General features: G+C 72.9%; 10 protein-coding genes and 1 pseudogene. 5 read left to right on the top strand and 6 right to left on the bottom strand.

Annotated elements, in window-relative coordinates:
* Positions 1-137 precede the first annotated feature (137 nt).
* The 3 genes from trmB to QIT00_RS27400 all read right to left on the bottom strand — a co-directional run bounded on the left by trmB (position 138) and on the right by QIT00_RS27400 (position 3,876).
* Positions 138-974: a tRNA (guanosine(46)-N7)-methyltransferase TrmB gene (gene trmB / locus QIT00_RS27410; protein ID WP_282538100.1), complete on the bottom strand. Its 837-nt coding sequence runs from the start codon at positions 972-974 to the stop codon at positions 138-140.
* 126 nt (positions 975-1,100) lie between these two features.
* Positions 1,101-2,300, bottom strand: a complete 1,200-nt coding sequence (gene lhgO, locus QIT00_RS27405; protein WP_282538099.1) for an L-2-hydroxyglutarate oxidase — start codon at positions 2,298-2,300, stop codon at positions 1,101-1,103.
* 130 nt (positions 2,301-2,430) lie between these two features.
* Entirely contained in the window at positions 2,431-3,876 is a 1,446-nt protein-coding gene (locus QIT00_RS27400; protein WP_282538098.1) for an MFS transporter, read from the bottom strand.
* A gap of 633 nt (positions 3,877-4,509) precedes the next feature.
* Here QIT00_RS27400 and QIT00_RS27395 point away from each other — a divergent pair.
* Together QIT00_RS27395 and QIT00_RS39015 are read left to right on the top strand one after the other, a co-directional pair.
* Entirely contained in the window at positions 4,510-6,645 is a 2,136-nt protein-coding gene (locus QIT00_RS27395; RefSeq protein ID WP_282538097.1) for an asparagine synthase-related protein, read from the top strand.
* A 192-nt stretch (positions 6,646-6,837) separates the two neighbouring features.
* Positions 6,838-7,559 (top strand): annotated as a pseudogene (locus QIT00_RS39015) (AfsR/SARP family transcriptional regulator).
* 36 nt (positions 7,560-7,595) lie between these two features.
* Here the strand turns inward: QIT00_RS39015 and QIT00_RS27385 are convergent.
* Together QIT00_RS27385 and QIT00_RS27380 are read right to left on the bottom strand one after the other, a co-directional pair.
* On the bottom strand, positions 7,596-9,464 hold the full coding sequence (locus QIT00_RS27385) for a sigma-70 family RNA polymerase sigma factor (RefSeq protein ID WP_282538096.1): 1,869 nt from the start codon (positions 9,462-9,464) through the stop codon (positions 7,596-7,598).
* A 258-nt stretch (positions 9,465-9,722) separates the two neighbouring features.
* On the bottom strand, positions 9,723-10,490 hold the full coding sequence (locus QIT00_RS27380) for a TetR/AcrR family transcriptional regulator (protein WP_282538095.1): 768 nt from the start codon (positions 10,488-10,490) through the stop codon (positions 9,723-9,725).
* Between the two features lie 360 nt (positions 10,491-10,850).
* On the opposite strand from QIT00_RS27380, the gene QIT00_RS27375 reads away from it, so the two are divergent.
* Together QIT00_RS27375 and QIT00_RS27370 are read left to right on the top strand one after the other, a co-directional pair.
* The gene (locus QIT00_RS27375; RefSeq protein ID WP_282538094.1) at positions 10,851-12,236 is read left to right on the top strand and encodes an NAD(P)/FAD-dependent oxidoreductase; all 1,386 of its coding nucleotides are present in this window, start codon (positions 10,851-10,853) and stop codon (positions 12,234-12,236) included.
* 157 nt (positions 12,237-12,393) lie between these two features.
* Positions 12,394-14,016, top strand: a complete 1,623-nt coding sequence (locus QIT00_RS27370; RefSeq protein WP_282538093.1) for an ATP-binding SpoIIE family protein phosphatase — start codon at positions 12,394-12,396, stop codon at positions 14,014-14,016.
* A gap of 15 nt (positions 14,017-14,031) precedes the next feature.
* Here QIT00_RS27370 and QIT00_RS27365 read toward each other — a convergent pair whose 3' ends face one another.
* A complete protein-coding gene (locus QIT00_RS27365; protein WP_282538092.1) occupies positions 14,032-15,300 on the bottom strand; it encodes an MDR family MFS transporter in 1,269 nt (422 codons plus the stop codon).
* Positions 15,301-15,444: 144 nt separating this feature from the next.
* Here QIT00_RS27365 and QIT00_RS27360 point away from each other — a divergent pair, with 144 nt between their 5' ends.
* Positions 15,445-16,002, top strand: coding sequence for a MarR family winged helix-turn-helix transcriptional regulator (locus QIT00_RS27360; RefSeq protein WP_282538091.1), 558 nt, complete (start codon positions 15,445-15,447; stop codon positions 16,000-16,002).
* Positions 16,003-16,317: the final 315 nt, after the last annotated feature.

Genomic DNA, 16,317 nt, shown 5'->3' with positions numbered 1-16,317 from the left:
GGCGCGACGGGCTTGCACTGGCTGTCGTTGGTCTGCGGCACCGTCGTGGCTGGTCGCGCCCCGTGGCGTAGCCGCACATGTCACAGCCCCGCGCCCCTGAAGGGGCACGTGACGGTCGTGGTCCGTAAGAATCCGCCCTACGCCGCGCGGCGGAACAGCAGGTCGTGCACCACGTGGCCCTTGTTCAGGCCCTGGCCCTCGAAGCGGGTCAGGGGGCGGGAGGCGGGGCGCGGGGCGTAGCCGCCGTCGGCCTGGGTGTTGGTGTAGTCGGGGTGCGCGGTGAGGACTTCCAGCATCTGCTCCGCGTACTCCTCCCAGTCCGTCGCGCAGTGCACGAGGGCGCCCGGCTTGAGGGAGCGCGCGGCGAGCGTGAGGAACTCCGGCTGGATCAGGCGGCGCTTGTGGTGGCGCTTCTTCGGCCAGGGGTCCGGGAAGTAGACGCGCAGGCCGTCGAGGGAGGCCGGGGGGAGCATCTCGCGGAGCAGGATGATCGCGTCGCCGTTGGCCACGCGGACGTTGGTCATGCCGCCGCGCTCGGCGAGGCCGAGGAGGTTGCCCATGCCGGGGGTGTGCACGTCGACCGCGAGGATGCCGGTGTGCGGGTCGTCGGCCGCCATCTGAGCGGTGGCCTCGCCCATGCCGAAGCCGATCTCCAGGACGACGGGCAGGCCGCCGAACATCTTGTCCAGATCGAGCGTGCCGCGGCCGTCGATGTCCAGGCCCCACTGGGGCCACAGCCGCTGCAGATACTCGGCCTGGCTCGTGGTGACCCGGCTGCGGCGCGGCTGGAAGCTGCGGATCCGGCGCTCGTGGTGCGAGCCCGCGGGGTCGGGCGCGGGCCCGTCCGGAAAGCGGGGCTCGCCCTTCGGGCGGGTGCGGCGGGAGGCACTGAGGGATTGCTGCTCGTCGACGGCCGGTGCCGTCGGGGCGGCATCGGGGGCGTTGGTGGCGTTCGGCGCGGGGATGTCAGACACAGTGCGGACAATTTTACGGGGCCGGGGTGGGGAGTGGGTTCCGGCGGTTCGGGTGCCTCGGTGTCTCTTGGTCCCCTCGGGGGCCAGCCGCACCTCGACACAGTCGGGAAGGGCGGGGCGGGGAGCCTAACCCCCGTTCAAGACCCGCAGGACGCGCCCCGCCACCTCCCGGCCGATCGGCAGGGAGGCCGTGGCGGCGGGGGACGGGGCGTTCAGTACGTGGACCGTGCGCGGGGTCTCGCGGATCAGGAAGTCGTCGACCAGCGTGCCGTCGCGCAGCACCGCCTGGGCGCGCACCCCGGCCTTCGCGGGGCGCAGGTCGTCCTCCGTGACGGCGGGCAGCAGCCGGCGCACCGCTTCCGTGAAGGCGCGCCGGGACAGGGAGCGCTGCAGCTCGCCCGCCCCGTACCGCCAGTGTCTGCGGGCGATGTGGCGGCTGCCGGGCCAGGTCAGTGTCTCGGCGAGGTCGCGGGGGCGCAGGACCGACCAGGCGTACCCCTCGCGGGCGAGGGCGGGGACGGCGTTGGGGCCGATGTGCACCCCGCCGTCGACCCCGCGGGTGAGGTGCACGCCGAGGAAGGGGAAGTCCGGGTCGGGCACCGGATAGACCAGGCCGCGGACGAGCTCCGGTCTGGCCAGGTCGTAGTACTCGCCGCGGAAGGGGACGATCCGCATGCCCGGGTCGTCGCCCGCGAGCCGGGCCACGCGGTCGCAGTGCAGGCCGGCGCAGTTGACCAGGGCGCGGGCGCGCAGCACCGTGCCGTCCGCCGTGCGCACCGCGACGCCGCGCTCCGGGCGGCGGTCGATCCGGGTGACCTCCGCGCCGTACCGCACGTCGGCGCCGGATGCCTGGGCGAGGCGGGCGGCGACGGCCGTGAAGTCGCACACGCCCGTCGTGCCGACGTGGATGCCCGCGATGCCGCTGACCTGCGGCTCGAACTCCGCTATCTGGGCCGGGCCCAGCTCCCTGACCGGGATGCCGTTCTCCCGGCCGCGCTGCACCAGGGCGTGCAGGCGGGGCAGTTCCGCGCGGTCCGTGGCGACGATCAGCTTGCCGGTGACGGCATGCGGAATGTCGTACTCCATGCAGAACTTGACCATTTCCGCGGCGCCCCGGACCGCGAACCGCGCCTTGAGCGAGCCCGGGGCGTAGTAGATCCCGCTGTGGATCACTCCGCTGTTGCGGCCCGTCTGGTGCCTGGCCGGGCCCGGCTCCTTCTCCAGGACCGTGACGCGGGTGCCCGGACGGGTGCGCGTCAGTGCGTACGCCGTGGACAGGCCGACGATCCCGCCGCCGATCACCAGCACGTCGCAGTCGTACGTCATGCGCTCCACCTCCCAGGTCCGATAGTGCACTGCGCCACTGACAATGCCTTCAAACCCGAAAGGATCATGGACTGCCGCCGGAGTGGCAAGAGGCGGTCCGCCGGACGCTCACGGTTCCGGACGCCCACTCCTACGCCGGGGTGACAAGGAGCGGCCTCGCCCGCTCCCGCAGCTCCGCGACGCGCGGCTCGTCGCCGTGCGCCTCCAGGCGGTGCAGCAGGTCGCGGACGTACTCGGTGGTGCGGGCGGAGGAGATGCGTCCGGCCACTTCGACGGCGCGCAGGCCCTGGGCGCACGCCGCGTCCAGATTGCCCGACTCCAGCTCGGCGACCGCGCTGACCACGAGCCGCAGCCCGTGCGAGCGGACGAATTCCTCGGTCGGCCGGGACAGCGCCTGCTCGGTGAAGCGGCGCACCTGGCGCGGCGCCTTCAGGTCGCGGTAGCACTCGGCGGCGTCGGCGGCGAAGCGGTCGTACGAGTAGAAGCCGAGCCACTGCGGGTCGTTGTCGCCGTCCCGCGCGCGCTCCAGCCAGCCCTCCGCGGCCTTCAGTGCGCCGCCCGCGGCCTGGGCGTCGCCCGCACGCGCGTGTGCCCGGGCCTCGATGAGGCGGAAGAAGCTCATGGTGCGGGCGGTGGCGAGCCCGCGGTTGCGCTCGATGGCGGCCTGGGCGAGGTCCACGCCCTCGTCGCCGAAGCCCCGGTAGGTGGCCTGGAGCGACATCGACGCCAGGACGTACCCCCCGAGGGGGACGTCGGCGGCCGCTCTGGCCAGGCGTAACGCCTGGATGTAGTAGCGCTGGGCGGCCTCCTGCTGGCCGGTGTCGAAGGCCATCCACCCGGCGAGGCGGGTGAGTTCCGCCGTCGCGCCGAACAGGGCGCGGCCGACCTCGTCGGAGTACGAGCCGAGCAGCAGCGGGGCCGCCTCGACCCGCAGGCACTCCGGGACCATCGACGAACGCCAGTCACCGCCGCCGTACTTGGAGTCCCAGCGGCGCGCGTCCTCGGCGGCCTCGCGCAGCTTGTGCACATCGCTGTGGCCGACGCGCTGCAGCGTCTCGCCCGCTGCGGCGGCCGTGTCGGCCTCCGCCGCGCTCTCGGGCGAGCGCTCGACGGAGCTGTCGGCGGGCGTTATCAGCCACCGGGACGCCGGGGTCGCGTACGCGCTCACGGCGAAGGAGCCGGCCAGGGACTGCCAGATCCCGCCACCTCCGGCCCGGCGGCCCGCGAGGTCCAGGCGGTACAGCTCCGTCGCGGACTTCACCGCCGCCCCGACGTCGCGCGGGAAGGCGAGGCCCACTTCGGGCGCCGGGTCTGCGTCGGCGAGGCCGATCTCGTGCAGCGGCACCGGGCGGCCCAGCTTCTGGCCGATGGCCGCGGCGATCAGATGCGGCGCGGCACCCTGCGGCACCATGCCCTTGGAGACCCAGCGGGCCACCGAGGTCTTGTCGTAGCGAAGCGTCAACCCCCGCTGGGAACCCAGGTCGTTGACCCTTCGCGCCAGTCCGGCGTTGCTGATTCCCGCGAGGGCGAGAACCGCGCCGAGCTTTTCGTTCGGCCCGCGTTGCTCCCTGGACATGCGCCACCCCTCGACACAGACGGCTGCCGCGGCTGTGGCATGACCGGCTTTGGCATAACCACGCGGCATTCGTAAACCCAGCGTAGTTCCCCGCATTCCAAGCGTTAAGGGGCCCGGTTCCGGATGGCGAGATTGTTGTCTGTACAGGAGTACGGGTCGTAGGGGCCGTGCTCCGGGTGTGTGGCCGTGCGCCTGCGCGTGCGCTCTTCTCGGACACCTCGGGGGAGCGCTTCCATGGGCGGTGCGTGGGTCGGCCCGCTGTGCACAGGAACCAGTGGGCTGGGGGATGCCGCCGCCTTCATCCCCGCGGGCGGCGGAGCGGTCCGGGAGGTGATGGGCACCTCCCGGACTGTGCGATTCCGTGCCGCACGCGCGCGTTTGTCCTTCCTCGTCCCCGCTGTGGCGCCGCCTGAGCGGTCGCCGAATTGGCCAAATATCGACGCTTGCCGACCGCCCCCGAGATGTCTCAAGTGTCCGAATCCGGGGGCGCGTTGAGCCATGCCCATGCGCTCCCACCACCCCTCTCGTGCGCCGTCTTCGTGGCAGCATGGACCTGAGTTCCCGGCAGTTCCTTCGGGTTCTGTTCCCGGCAGTTCCTTCGGTCCCGGTTGTCCACAGCCTGTGGAGGCGTCGATGCGGTGGTTGGTGGGGTGGAGCAGTACCACCGCGAGGACGGGCCCGGCCAGGACCCCCGGTGCCTACGACGGCGCGGCCGGTGCCTACGACGCCACGGCCGGCGGCGAGACCGTGCACCCCGTGGGCTCCCAACTCCTGTGGGGGGACCCGGACCCGCTCTGGGCGGTCGGCGACTGGCGCCCCGACGAAGTGCGTGTGATCAAGGCCGACGCCCGCACCAGGATCGCCGTGCTGGGCACCTGCGGCGCCAGCGACGAACAGCTGCGCGTCGGCCTGTTCGCGGCCCGCGGCGGCGCCCTGCGCCACCTCACCGCCTGGCCCGGCAGCTACACGGCGGTGGTGCAGGTCGGCCGCCGCGTCACCGTCGCGGGCGACCTCGCGGGCGCGCGCCCCGTCTTCCACACCCCTTGGGCGGGCGGTACGGCGTACGCGACGGCGGCCCTGCCGCTCGCCGACCTCATCGAGGCCCACCTCGACATCGGCCATCTCGCGGCCCTGCTCGCCTGCCCCGACGTCCCCGAGGCGCTGCACGACTCCACGCCCTACCTCGGCGTGAGCCGCATCCCGCCAGGACACGCCCTGATCCTGCGCGACGGCGCCCGCGAGATCGCCGGGTACGAACCGGTCGCCTCGCTCGCCGTCGCCGCCCCGCAGATGGACGGCGCGCGGGCGGTGGACGGCGTTCGCGACGCCCTGGTCGAGGCCGTACGCACCCGCCTCGCCGCGCCACGCCACGTACCGGACATCGACCCGGGACCGGTCCCCGGCATGGGGCCCGCCGAGCGGCGCGGTGTGCGGATGCCTGTGCCCGGCATCGGCGCCGACCTCTCCGGAGGGCCCGCGTCCGGCACGCTCGCGCTGCTCGCCGCCGGCCTGCCGGGACTGCCCGGCACGGTCCTCGGGCACGGCACCGGCGCGGGCGAGCGGCTCCTCGCCGTCACCTTCAACGACCTGACGACCCGCGCCGGCGAGGGCGAACTGCGGCGCGCGGGCGCCATCGCCGCCAACCCGCGCCTGCACCACGTGGTGGTCGCGGCGGGCGAAGAGGCCCTGCCCTACGCCGACTTGGACGGCCCGCTCACCGACGAACCCGGCCCCTCCCTGGTGACCGCCGCACGCCACCGCGCCCGCCTCGCCTCGGGCAGCGCCGACCACTTCACCGGGCACGGCGCACGCCAAGTGCTCGACGCGCACCCCGCGCGCCTGGCGGACCTCCTCATGGACCGGCGCCGTCGCCATCTCGTGCGCCCCGTCGCCGCGTTGGCCAAGGCGGAGGGCTCGGTTCTCGTCCCCGCGCGGGTGTACGCCGCCGCGCGCCGCCTCGCCCGTACGTCGTATCGCTCCGGCATCGAGGACGCCGCCGCGCGCCTGAGGGATGGCCGGTTCGAGGAGCCCGCGGGCGCGGTCGGGGCCTCCCTCGCGGCGCTCGCCTGGGCGAGACCGGGACCCGCCGCGCGCTGGCTGACCGGCGAGGCGCTCGCTGAAGTATCGGTTCGCCTCGAACAGGCGGCGACCCGCCCAGGACCGGGCCCCGGCCAGCACCCCGGCGAACTACGCGCGCGTGCCGCCCTCACCCGGCACGCGGCCGACCTGCGCGTCCTGGAACAGGCCGCCGAGGTCCGCTTCCAGCGCCTGCACGCCCCGTTCCTCGACAACCAGGTCGTCCGCGCGTGCCGGGCGCTCCCCGAAGCACTCAGGGTGCAGCCCGGCGCACGCGCGGACATCCTGCGCACGGTCCTGGAGGGCGCCGGCGTGGCCGACCTCCCGGACGGCTGGGGCGAACCCACGCTCGCCTCGTCCACCGCCGCCGTCGGCACCGGACTCCGCGTCGCCGTCGAGGAGTTGGTCGACCTGTTCGCGGCGCCGCTGCTCGCCCAGGCCGGTCTGGTCGAGGGCCGCGTCGTGCAACGGGCCCTGCGGGAGGCCGCCGACGGGGAGCAGGGCGGGCTCGACGGCCTCGCCGAACTCGTCTCGACCGAACTGTGGCTGCGCCGCCTCCTCTCCCGCCGCGGCACCTGCTGGACGGGCACACCGGCACGCGCGCGTGCGGTGCCTTCCGGGATCACGCCGCCGGGCGTGCTCGGGCAGCAGCGAGGGGCGTTGGGGAGCGCGTCGAGCCCGAGCGGGGTCTAGGCCGAGCGGGGTCTAGCCGAGCGGGGTCTGCCCGAGCGGGGGCTGAGCTCGCGGGCTCCCGGCAGGGCTCGCACCTGCGCGTGCCGCCGATCGCACGCGCGACCCGCGCTTGTCAGTGGCCGCAGGAACAATGGGGCCTGTGCGGTACCGAAACCTGGGCGCCACGACGGCGCACGACGAGCAGCGCGCCCCGTGCCGGTGGGCGGCCCGCGCGTGCGCGCGCTCCTCGCGGCCTTCGCGCCGCGGGCGGGGCGCACGGTCCCGGTCGAGACGCTCATCGACGAGGCGTGGTCCGGCGACCCGCCGCGGGACGCACCCGCCGCCCTCCAGGCCTGGTCGTCCGCCTGCGCCGGGCAGGCGATCACCTCGTCCCCGGGCGGGTACCAGCTCGCGACCCATCGCGACGACGTGGACCTGCACCGCTTCGAACGCCTCAGCCGGCGCGGCACGGAGGCGCTGCCCGCGGCCGATCCGGGCACCGCGTCCCGCCTCCTGCGCGAGGAGCTCCTCCTCTGGCGCGGCCCCGCCCTCGCCGACCTCCCGGATCGCACGCCCGCCGCCCGCCCCGAGTCCCGCCGCCCCGACGCCACCCGCACCACGTCGAGGCCGAGCTGCGCCCGGGCCGCGCCCACGATCTCGTACCGGAACTGCACGAACTGACCGGGAACCATCCGTACGACGAACCGCTGCACGCCCAACTGATGCGCGCCCTCAGGGACACCGACCGGGGAGCGGACGCGCTCGCAGCGCGCGCGGCCCTGGGAGAGGAGCGGTACGGGAGCGTGCGTACGGCGGGTGCGGGCCTCAGCCCCGATGTCGTGCTGGGTGGAGTGGCGGCACGGGAGCGTGCGTACGGCGGGTGCGGGCCTCAGCCCCGATGTCGTGCTGGGTGGAGTGGCGGCCGCGGCAGGTGAGTTGGGCCGCCGGTAGGTGCAGGCGGGCGGCCTTTCCTACGCGCAGGCGATTCTCGACTGTGCCCAGTTCGCGAGCGCCACCGCGTCGAACTCCGTGTGCGGCTCGACGACCAGCTGGATCGTCCTGCGTCCGGTCAGGTCGACATGCACGGGCACCGCCGGGTCCCCGCCGCGCATCACCGGGGAGCTCCACAGGTGCTCCCCGTCGGCGAGCACCTCGAACCGCACCGCGCCGAGCCCGAACGTCATGTCGTCCACGCCCACGAGCGCGTCGTACGACCTGCACGGGCGGTTGAGGTCGATGGTCAGCGAGGAGCGGGCGTGCACGGTCACACCGTGGTCGTACCGCTGACCGCCGATGTTCAGGCCCCGGCGCTGCCAGAACCAGCTGGACTCGCCCATCCGCACCTCGGGCTCGGTGCCGTCGCCGAGAACGCTGTACCGCAGCTCGTTGACCGGGTAGATCCTCGGCTCCGCCGGCGGGGGCGGAGCGGGCTTCGACGGGCTGGGCTTCGGCGGCGGAGGTGGCGTCGGAGTCGGTGTGGGGGTGGGCGTGGGTGTGGGGGTGGGCGTGGGTGTGGGGGTGGGCGTCGGGGTCGGGGTCGGCTCGGATGAGGGCTTCGGGGCCGGCGGCTTCGGCTGCGGGGACTCCCGCTCCGGCTCGGGTTCCGGCTTCTGCGGCTCGGCGGACCGGGTGGGGGCGGGCTTGGGCTTCGCCTCCGGCTGGGGTTCGCTGCCGGTGAGGGCGAGCGCCACCGCGACCCCGGCCGCGACGACGACACCCGCCGCGATACCGGCCTTCGCCGGGGCGCCGAGCCCCTCGGCCGCCGCGCCCCCGGCCGCACCGCCGGACGCGCCCCCCGCGGCCGCCGCCGCACCGGCCCCGGCAGCACCCGCGGCACTCCCGCCGAACAGCAGCCCGGCCTTGACGGAGTACCCGGCGGCGCCGAACCAACCGATGACCGCGACCGGCACGAGCGCCGGGATGCCGCTCGCCAACTCCTTGATCTGGCCTGCCGCCAGACGGCACTTGGCGCACTCCTCCAGGTGCCCCCGCAGGCCGCGCTCGGCACGCGTGCGCAGCCGCCCGCGGGCGTACGCCCCGAGCCGGTCCGCATAGCGCGCGCACTCGTCGTCGGACGCGAGCGAGACGCTCACATGGGCCTGCAGATACGCCTGCTTCAGGCCCTCGCGGGCCCGACTCGCCAGCTGCGCCGTCGCGTTGGGCGAGGCGTGCCCGAACAGCGGGGCCACCTCGCTCAGCGGGTCGTCCTCGACCTCCGTGTGCCACAGGACGGCCTGCCACTCCTCGGAGAGGCTGCGGAAGGCCTGCATCACCATGGACCGCTCGGCCTCGTGCATCGCCATCACGTCGGCGCCCAGATCCAGGGTGTCGTCGTCGGAGACCTCCGAGGAACGCGAGGCCTGCGCCGCGAACACCGCGAAATCCTCGACGAGTCGCTCCCGCTTCCCGGCCTTCGACCAGCTCGCCGCGACCCGCCGCACGGACGTCAGCAGATACGCGCGTACCGCGTGCTCCGGGCCCGAACCGCCGCGCACCGCCTGCAGCATGCGGGCGAACACCTCGGACGTCAGGTCGTCCGCGGTGTGGCCGTCCCGGCAGCACGTACGCGCGTAGCGCCGGACCGCTTCCGCGTGGCGGCGGTACAGCTCCTCGTACGCCGAGTCGTCGCCCGCGCGCATCCGGCCGATCAACTCGGGGTCGGACAGCGGGTCTTGAGCGGAGGCGAGCAGCTCGTCGGTCAGCGAGCCGTCGTCCCGCGCGCCGCTCGAGGCGCCGGAAGGGCCGGAAGGGCCGCCCTGGCTCGGCACCTGCCGAGAGGGCCGCCCGGCAGAGTCGACATCTCCACCGGAGAGTGGCTCGTCCCGCCCGTCAACGCCCATAGCGCGAAGCCCCCCGCACAAACACTCAGACCGAACACCGGGAAAGAGTGTCACACGCGTCAACGGCACCGACCCCCCGAATGCGGGCAACCACTCATCCGGGGCGAGTTACGGAAACACAGCACTACCGTTCACTCATTCGGGGCACACTGAACAGCTATGCCAGGAACACGAGTTGACCGCACTCGAACCCCTTAGGGCCCGACTCGCAGGCCGTTACCCGGCATTTCCGCAAAGTGTGCCGAACCCGAAAAGAGATCAGGCGGGCCGGGACCGCAGCCCTTCCAGAAGGATGTCGAGCAGCCTCCCCGAGGCCGCCGCCTGCTGCGCCGGATCGGGCAGCGAAGGCGCGGCCGTGGCTATCACGAGCAGCACGTCCGCGACGGTCACGTCCGCACGCAGCGCATCCGCCGCCCGCGCCCGCTCCACCAGCCGGCCGACCACGTCGAGCAGCGCCGCCGTACCCGAACCCGCCGCATCCGGGTCCGCCTCCAGCTCCGGCGCCGGCCGCTGCTCCACGAGCCGCAGATCGGCCTTGGCCGCGTGCCGCTGCTGCGGCACCCGCGCCGTGTCCTCGGCCGACTGGGCCGAGCCCTCCTCGGCCACGCCCACCCGCAGCACCTGCGGCGGCAGCAGCCGGCCCGCGCCGGACGCCACCGACGTCCGCAGGAAGCGGGAGAGCGCCGACCACGGCTCGTCCTCCTGACCGAGGGCCGTCTGCGCCTGCTCGGTGAGCCGCGCGGTCTCCTCCTCGGCGATCCGCCGCACGAGGACGTCCTTGCTCGGGAAGCGGCGGTAGACCGTCCCCACCCCGACCCGCGCCCGCCGCGCCACGTCCTCCATCGGCGCGCCGTACCCCAGCTCGCCGAAGACCTCGCGCGCGGCGCGCAGTACGTGCTCCAGATTGCGCTGGGCGTCCACCCGCAGCGGCGTGCTGCGCGCACCCTCCGCCGGACCGTTCCGCTGAGGCCCGTCCGCCGCCGCGAGAGCTGACGCGGAACCCCAATGAGAATCCTGAATGTGCATAAGCGTTCCCCCGGTAATGACGTCTCCCCCCGGAGACTTCCCCGCCTGACTGCCGGTGCGCGGAGGGGGTCTGGCCGTGATCATCTGTGGTACTTCCCCCGCACCCCGATGACACACGAACATAGTTGAGGCGGAGTCAATTCAGAAGGGGCCCGTTCCGGACGGTGCGCCCCCCGATCGGAGTACGCACCGGTTCCGCCCCGATTGCACCCCTGCCCGAGCCGCCCAAGTCACACCCTGACCTGCGTATTTCTCCAAAGCCGCGGAACACGCCGCGAGTCGCGGTCGCGCAGACTTCCGGTCACACAAATTGCCGGGCCTGTGGACAAACGCGCGGCCGCGGTGCGTCATGGACTGGTGATGGCTGCAAACACACGGGGGAGGGCCCCCGGATCCGCCCGGGCTCGCATTCTCGTCGTCGGCGGCGGCTACGTCGGCCTGTACACCGCGCTGCGGCTGCAGAAGAAGCTCAAACCCGAGCTCAGGCACGGGTCCGTGGAGATCATGGTGATCACCCCCGACCCGTACATGACGTACCAGCCGTTCCTGCCCGAGGCCGCCGCCGGTTCGATCTCGCCCCGCCACGTCGTCGTACCGCTGCGCCGCGTCCTCGACGGCTGCAAGGTCGTCATCGGCGAGGCCCAGTCCATCGACCACGCCAAGCGCACCGCGACGGTCGCCACCCTCGCCACCGAGGAGGAGGGCACCGGCTCCGTCGAGATCCCGTACGACGAACTCGTCCTCGCCCCCGGCTCCATCTCGCGCACCCTGCCCGTGCCCGGGCTCGCCGACTACGGCATCGGCTTCAAGACCGTCGAAGAGGCCATCGGCCTGCGCAACCACGTCATCGAGCAGATGGACATCGCCTCCTCCACCCGAGACCCCGCGGTCCGCGACGCGGCCCTCACCTTCGTCTTCGTCGGCGGCGGCTACGCGGGCGTGGAGGCGCTCGGCGAGCTGGAGGACATGGCCCGCTACGCCTCGCGCTACTACCACAACGTCAAACCCGACGACATGAAGTGGATCCTCGTCGAGGCCTCCAACCGGATCCTGCCCGAGGTCGGCGAGGAGATGGGCCGCTACACCGTCCGCGAACTGCGCCGCCGCAACATCGACGTACGCCTGGAGACCCGCCTCGACTCCTGCCAGGACCGGGTCGCCGTACTCGACGACGGCTCGCGCTTCCCCACCAGGACCGTCGTCTGGACCGCGGGCGTCAAACCCCACCCCGTGCTCGCCGCGACCGACCTGCCGCGCAACGGACGAGGGCGCCTCAAGTGCACCGCGAAGCTCGCCCTGGACGACACCACGCACGCGTGGGCGGCGGGTGACGCGGCCGCGGTGCCCGACATCACGGCCGACGCACCCGGCACCGAGTGCGCCCCCAACGCCCAGCACGCCGTCCGCCAGGCGAGAGTCCTCGCCGACAACGTCGTCGCCTCACTGCGCGGCCGGCCCCTGACGGACTACGCCCACAAATACGCGGGGTCCGTCGCGTCGCTCGGCCTCCACAAGGGCGTCGCGCACGTCTACGGGCGGAAGATGAAGGGCTACCCCGCCTGGTTCATGCACCGCGTGTACCACCTCAGCCGGGTCCCCACCTTCAACCGGAAGGCCCGCGTCCTGGCCGAATGGACCCTCTCCGGCCTCTTCAAGCGCGAAATCGTCTCCCTGGGCTCCCTGGAGCACCCGCGTGCGGAGTTCGAACTCGCGGCCGGAGGGGAGCGCCCGAAGGAGTCCTCCTGACCGGAGCCAGGAACTCCCCGCACCGCACCGGCGTCTGACGGATGTCAGTCCGGTCCGACAGACTGGACACGACCAAGGGCGAACCGCCCCTCGACTTGCACGAGGCATCCCCAGTGCCGTGTCTCGACCCAGAAGCGAACACACGAGGCCTAACGCAGTGAACTTCACGCGCTGGAGCGCCCGACTCCCCGGAACGCAACGCCGCGCCGCAGCACGATCCGACCGCGGATCCGTGCCCGCCGCCCGCGCCGAACACCTGGTGGACGAATCGGATGACGCCGCTCCCACGCCCGCCGTCGAGGACTTCCCGGTGCGCGGGATCCTCGACCGCGTCCCCGCCCTCGTCGCCCTGGTCCACGGCCCCGAGCACCGCATCGCGTACGTCAACGACGCGTACGCCGAGGCCTTCGGCCCCCGCCCGGTCGGCGCCCCCGCGCACGAAGCCCTGCCCGAGCTGGAGGAGCTCGGCCTGCTCCCCCTGCTCGACCAGGTCCTGCGCAGCGCCAAGCCGCGCACGGTCAAGTCCCGCAAGGTCCCCGGCGGCCGGTCGTACACGTTCACGTGCACCCCCCTCGACACCCCCGACGGCGGCGGCGTGCTCGTCTTCGCGGCCGACGTCACCGACCAGGCCGAGGCCGCCGAGCGCCTGCGCGCCAGCGAACGCCGCCACCGCGAGGCCGCCGTCACCCTCCAACGCTCCCTCCTCCCGCAGGAGTTGGAGGGCCCGGACGACCTGCGCATCGCCGCCACGTACCAGCCGGGCGGCACGGACGCCGCGGTCGGCGGCGACTGGTACGACGTGATCACCCTCGGCGGCGGCCGCACCGCCCTCGTCATCGGGGACGTCATGGGGCGCGGGGTGCGCGCCGCCGCGGTCATGGGCCAGCTCCGCACGGCGGTCCGGGCGTACGCGCGCCTGGACCTGCCCCCGCACGAGGTCCTGCAACTGCTCGACGGCCTCGCCGCGGAGATCGACGCCAGCCAGATCGCCACCTGCGTCTACGCCATCCACGACCCGAACGAGGGCCGCCTCACCTACGCGTCCGCCGGCCACCTGCCGATCCTCGTACGCGACGAGGAGGGCGAGCTGCACCGCGCGGACGAGCCGACCGGACCGCCCCTCGGCACCGGCGGCTGGATGCACACGTCGGGCTCCCTGCCGTTCCCGCCCGGCGCCACCGCCGTGCTCTACACCGACGGTCTGGTGGAGCGCCGGGACGAGGACATCGACCAGGGAGTGGCCGCCCTGGAACAGGCCCTGGCCGGTGCGACCGGCACCCCTCAGGTGGTCTGCGACCGCCTCATCCGCGCCCTGGGCGTGACCGCCGAGCACGACGACGACGTGGCGGTCCTGGTCCTCCAGCACCCCAAGCGCACGGGCGCCGACGCGGAGCGCTTCCGGGGCGCCGCGCTCGAACTGCTCGGCGGCGTCGAAGCGGCACCACGCGCGCGTGCCTTCGCCTCCGGCGTCCTCGCCAGCTGGCGCTTCCCGACGGAGCTGCACGACCTGGGCGTCCTGGCCGCCAGCGAACTCGTCGCGAACTCCCTGCAGCACGGCACCCCACCGATGCGCCTCAGACTCCGTCGTACGGACCGCCGCCTGATCGTCGAGGTCACCGACGGCGACGACCACCTGCCCCGCCGCCGCAGAGCGGAGCCGGCCGACGAAGCGGGCCGAGGCATCGCCATCGTCGCGACGATCGCGTCCTCCTGGGGCTCCCGCCGCACCCCGGGAGGCGGCAAGGCGGTCTGGTGCGAGTTCGCCCTGCCGCGCGAGTGATCCGTACGCCCGTCGTCAGACGCCGGCCACTTCGGGGGCGGGCTTGCCCTCCCGTACGACGAGACTCCTCTTCTCGGCCCACGGGTGGTCCTGCGCCGGGGTGAGCGACCGCCCGAGCTTCACGGCGAGCACTGTGATGCCGAGCGAGAAGAGCACGAACAGCACGATGTACGGACCGTGCAGCGAGGCCCCCATCGGCCCGCCCACCGCGGGCCCGACCGCAAGGGCGAGCTGCTTCACCAGGGCGAAGGCCGAGTTGTACTGCCCGACCATCCCGTCCGGCGCCAGATCCGCCACGAGCGGCGCGACGGTCGGCGACAGCATGGCCTCACCGATCCCGAACAGCGCGTACGTGGAGATGAACGCGGCCGTCGCCATGGCCTGGCTCCCGTGCCCCAGGCCCGCGTACCCGGCGAAGAGCCAGGCCACGGCCCAGATCAGCCCGACCGACGCGATCACCCGCGAACGCTTGCGACGCTCGACGAACTTCAGCACCAGGAACTGCGCGGCCACGATCGCGCCCGTGTTGGCGGCCAGCGCGATCCCAAGGGTGGACGGCGAGATCCCCGCCGCCTCCACCCCGTACGCGGACAGACCGGACTCGAACTGCCCGTAGCAGGCGAAGAAGAGGACGAAGCCGAGCACACACAGCTGCACCATGGCCCGGTTGCCGAAGAGCCGCTTCCAGCCGCCCTTGGCCTGCGGCGTCGCATCGCCGATACGCGGCTGCGCCGGGAGCTTCACCGTGGCCATGATCGCGACGAGAACCAGGAACATACCGGCCTCGATACCGAAGAGCAGCGTGAAGTCACCGGGACGCTCGTGCTTCACGATCTGCCCGCCGATCAGACCGCCGAGGCCGAGGCCCAGGTTCTGCAGGAAGAACTGCATGGCGAATGCGCGCGTACGGGTCTCGGGCGTCGAGCACTCCACGATCATCGTGGCGAGCGCCGGCTGCATCACGGCCTGCCCGGCACCGAGCAGCGCGGCCGAGGCGAGCACCAGCTGAGTGTTCGCGGCGAGCCCGAGGCTCATCGCGCCGATCGCGGCGGTCACCAGGGCGGCGAGCAGCACGGGCAGCGGACCGCGCCGGTCGACGGCGCGACCGGTGAACGGCAGGACGACGAGCGCGGCCACGGCGAAGACGGCGAGCACGAGGCCCGCCGTCGTAGGGCCGAGTTCCCGCACCTGCGCCACGTAGACGTAGAGGAACGGGACCGTGAAGCCGAGACCGAACGCACTCAGCGCGTTGCCCACGTGGATCCGGCGCATCGCAGCGCCCATCGCCCTGGTCACTTTCACCTGCCTTAGGAGTCGTAGGAGTCGCTCCAGGAGTTAGACCTGAAGACTTAGAAGCTAAAGTTCAGACCTAAAGAGTACGGCTCGAAGGTCTTTAGTGCAAAGTCGCAGCGTGCGATACTGCCGGGCATGGGTGACACCGCCGACGCCACAGCACCGCCCGAGCCGACCCTCGAGGAGCAGATCGCCGCGTACCAGCGCGAGTTCAGCGACCTCGACCCCCAGGTCGAGCAGGTGGTCTCCGCGCTCGGCCGCCTCAACCGCCGCATGAACGTGGCCTACGGCCGTCAGACGGCGACGCTCGGCATCAGCAACGCGGAGTGGGAGGTCCTCAAGGCCCTCGTCCTCTCCGGCGCCCCGTACCGCCTGGGCCCCGGCGAGATCGCCAAGCGCCTCGGCCTCACCCCGGCCGCCATGACCCACCGCATCGACCGCATGGTCGCGGAGGGCCTCGTGACCCGAGACCGCGACGAGTCGAATCGCGTACGAGTGATCATCGAGCTGACGGACGCGGGCCGGGAGAAGTGGCTGGAGGCGATGCGCCTGGCGACGGTCTTCGAGGAGGACCTGCTCCAGGACCTCTCCGGCGATGAGCGTGGGCTGCTCGGCGAGCTGCTGACCAGGCTGCTCCGCCGGGTCGAGGACGCCCAGCCGGACGCCGGCGGTCGGCTCAGCGATCTTGAGTGAACCGGGGGTTGACAGCCCCTGTCTGGATCCGTAAAGTTCTTCGGGTTGCCACGGAGCCGTAACGGTTCTGCGGCGGCATCTCTCGCCGCGAGAGCGGCACACCAAACTCAGCACGATCTCCCAACGGGATCAATTTCGGCATGCCTGGAATTGAATTCGCGGCCCGATTTTGAACGGCCGGGGAAATCAACTAGAGTTTGAGTGTCGGAACGGCCCAACAGCCGCAACGACAAACCCGGTTGACAGGGAATCAGGCCCGAAAGGATCTGATAGAGTCAACACCGCCGAAAGGCCCGGAAGGGCCGGAAAGCAAAA

Origin of the sequence: Streptomyces luteolus, from assembly GCF_029968015.1 — a bacterium.
GTDB classification, from domain to species: domain Bacteria; phylum Actinomycetota; class Actinomycetes; order Streptomycetales; family Streptomycetaceae; genus Streptomyces; species Streptomyces luteolus.
Note: the sequence above shows the minus strand (reverse complement) of the source record. Positions and strands in the feature narration are given on the sequence as shown.

What these genes read in the sequence shown, in the direction of transcription:
- lhgO (WP_282538099.1), bottom strand. Translation starts at nt 2,300, where the DNA reads ATGACGTACGACTGCGACGTGCTGGTGATCGGCGGCGGGATCGTCGGC.
- QIT00_RS27360 (WP_282538091.1), top strand. Translation starts at nt 15,445, where the DNA reads ATGGGTGACACCGCCGACGCCACAGCACCGCCCGAGCCGACCCTCGAG.
- QIT00_RS27365 (WP_282538092.1), bottom strand. Translation starts at nt 15,300, where the DNA reads ATGGGCGCTGCGATGCGCCGGATCCACGTGGGCAACGCGCTGAGTGCG.
- QIT00_RS27395 (WP_282538097.1), top strand. Translation starts at nt 4,510, where the DNA reads ATGCGGTGGTTGGTGGGGTGGAGCAGTACCACCGCGAGGACGGGCCCG.
- QIT00_RS27400 (WP_282538098.1), bottom strand. Translation starts at nt 3,876, where the DNA reads ATGTCCAGGGAGCAACGCGGGCCGAACGAAAAGCTCGGCGCGGTTCTC.
- QIT00_RS27380 (WP_282538095.1), bottom strand. Translation starts at nt 10,490, where the DNA reads ATGCACATTCAGGATTCTCATTGGGGTTCCGCGTCAGCTCTCGCGGCG.
- QIT00_RS27375 (WP_282538094.1), top strand. Translation starts at nt 10,851, where the DNA reads ATGGCTGCAAACACACGGGGGAGGGCCCCCGGATCCGCCCGGGCTCGC.
- QIT00_RS27385 (WP_282538096.1), bottom strand. Translation starts at nt 9,464, where the DNA reads ATGGGCGTTGACGGGCGGGACGAGCCACTCTCCGGTGGAGATGTCGAC.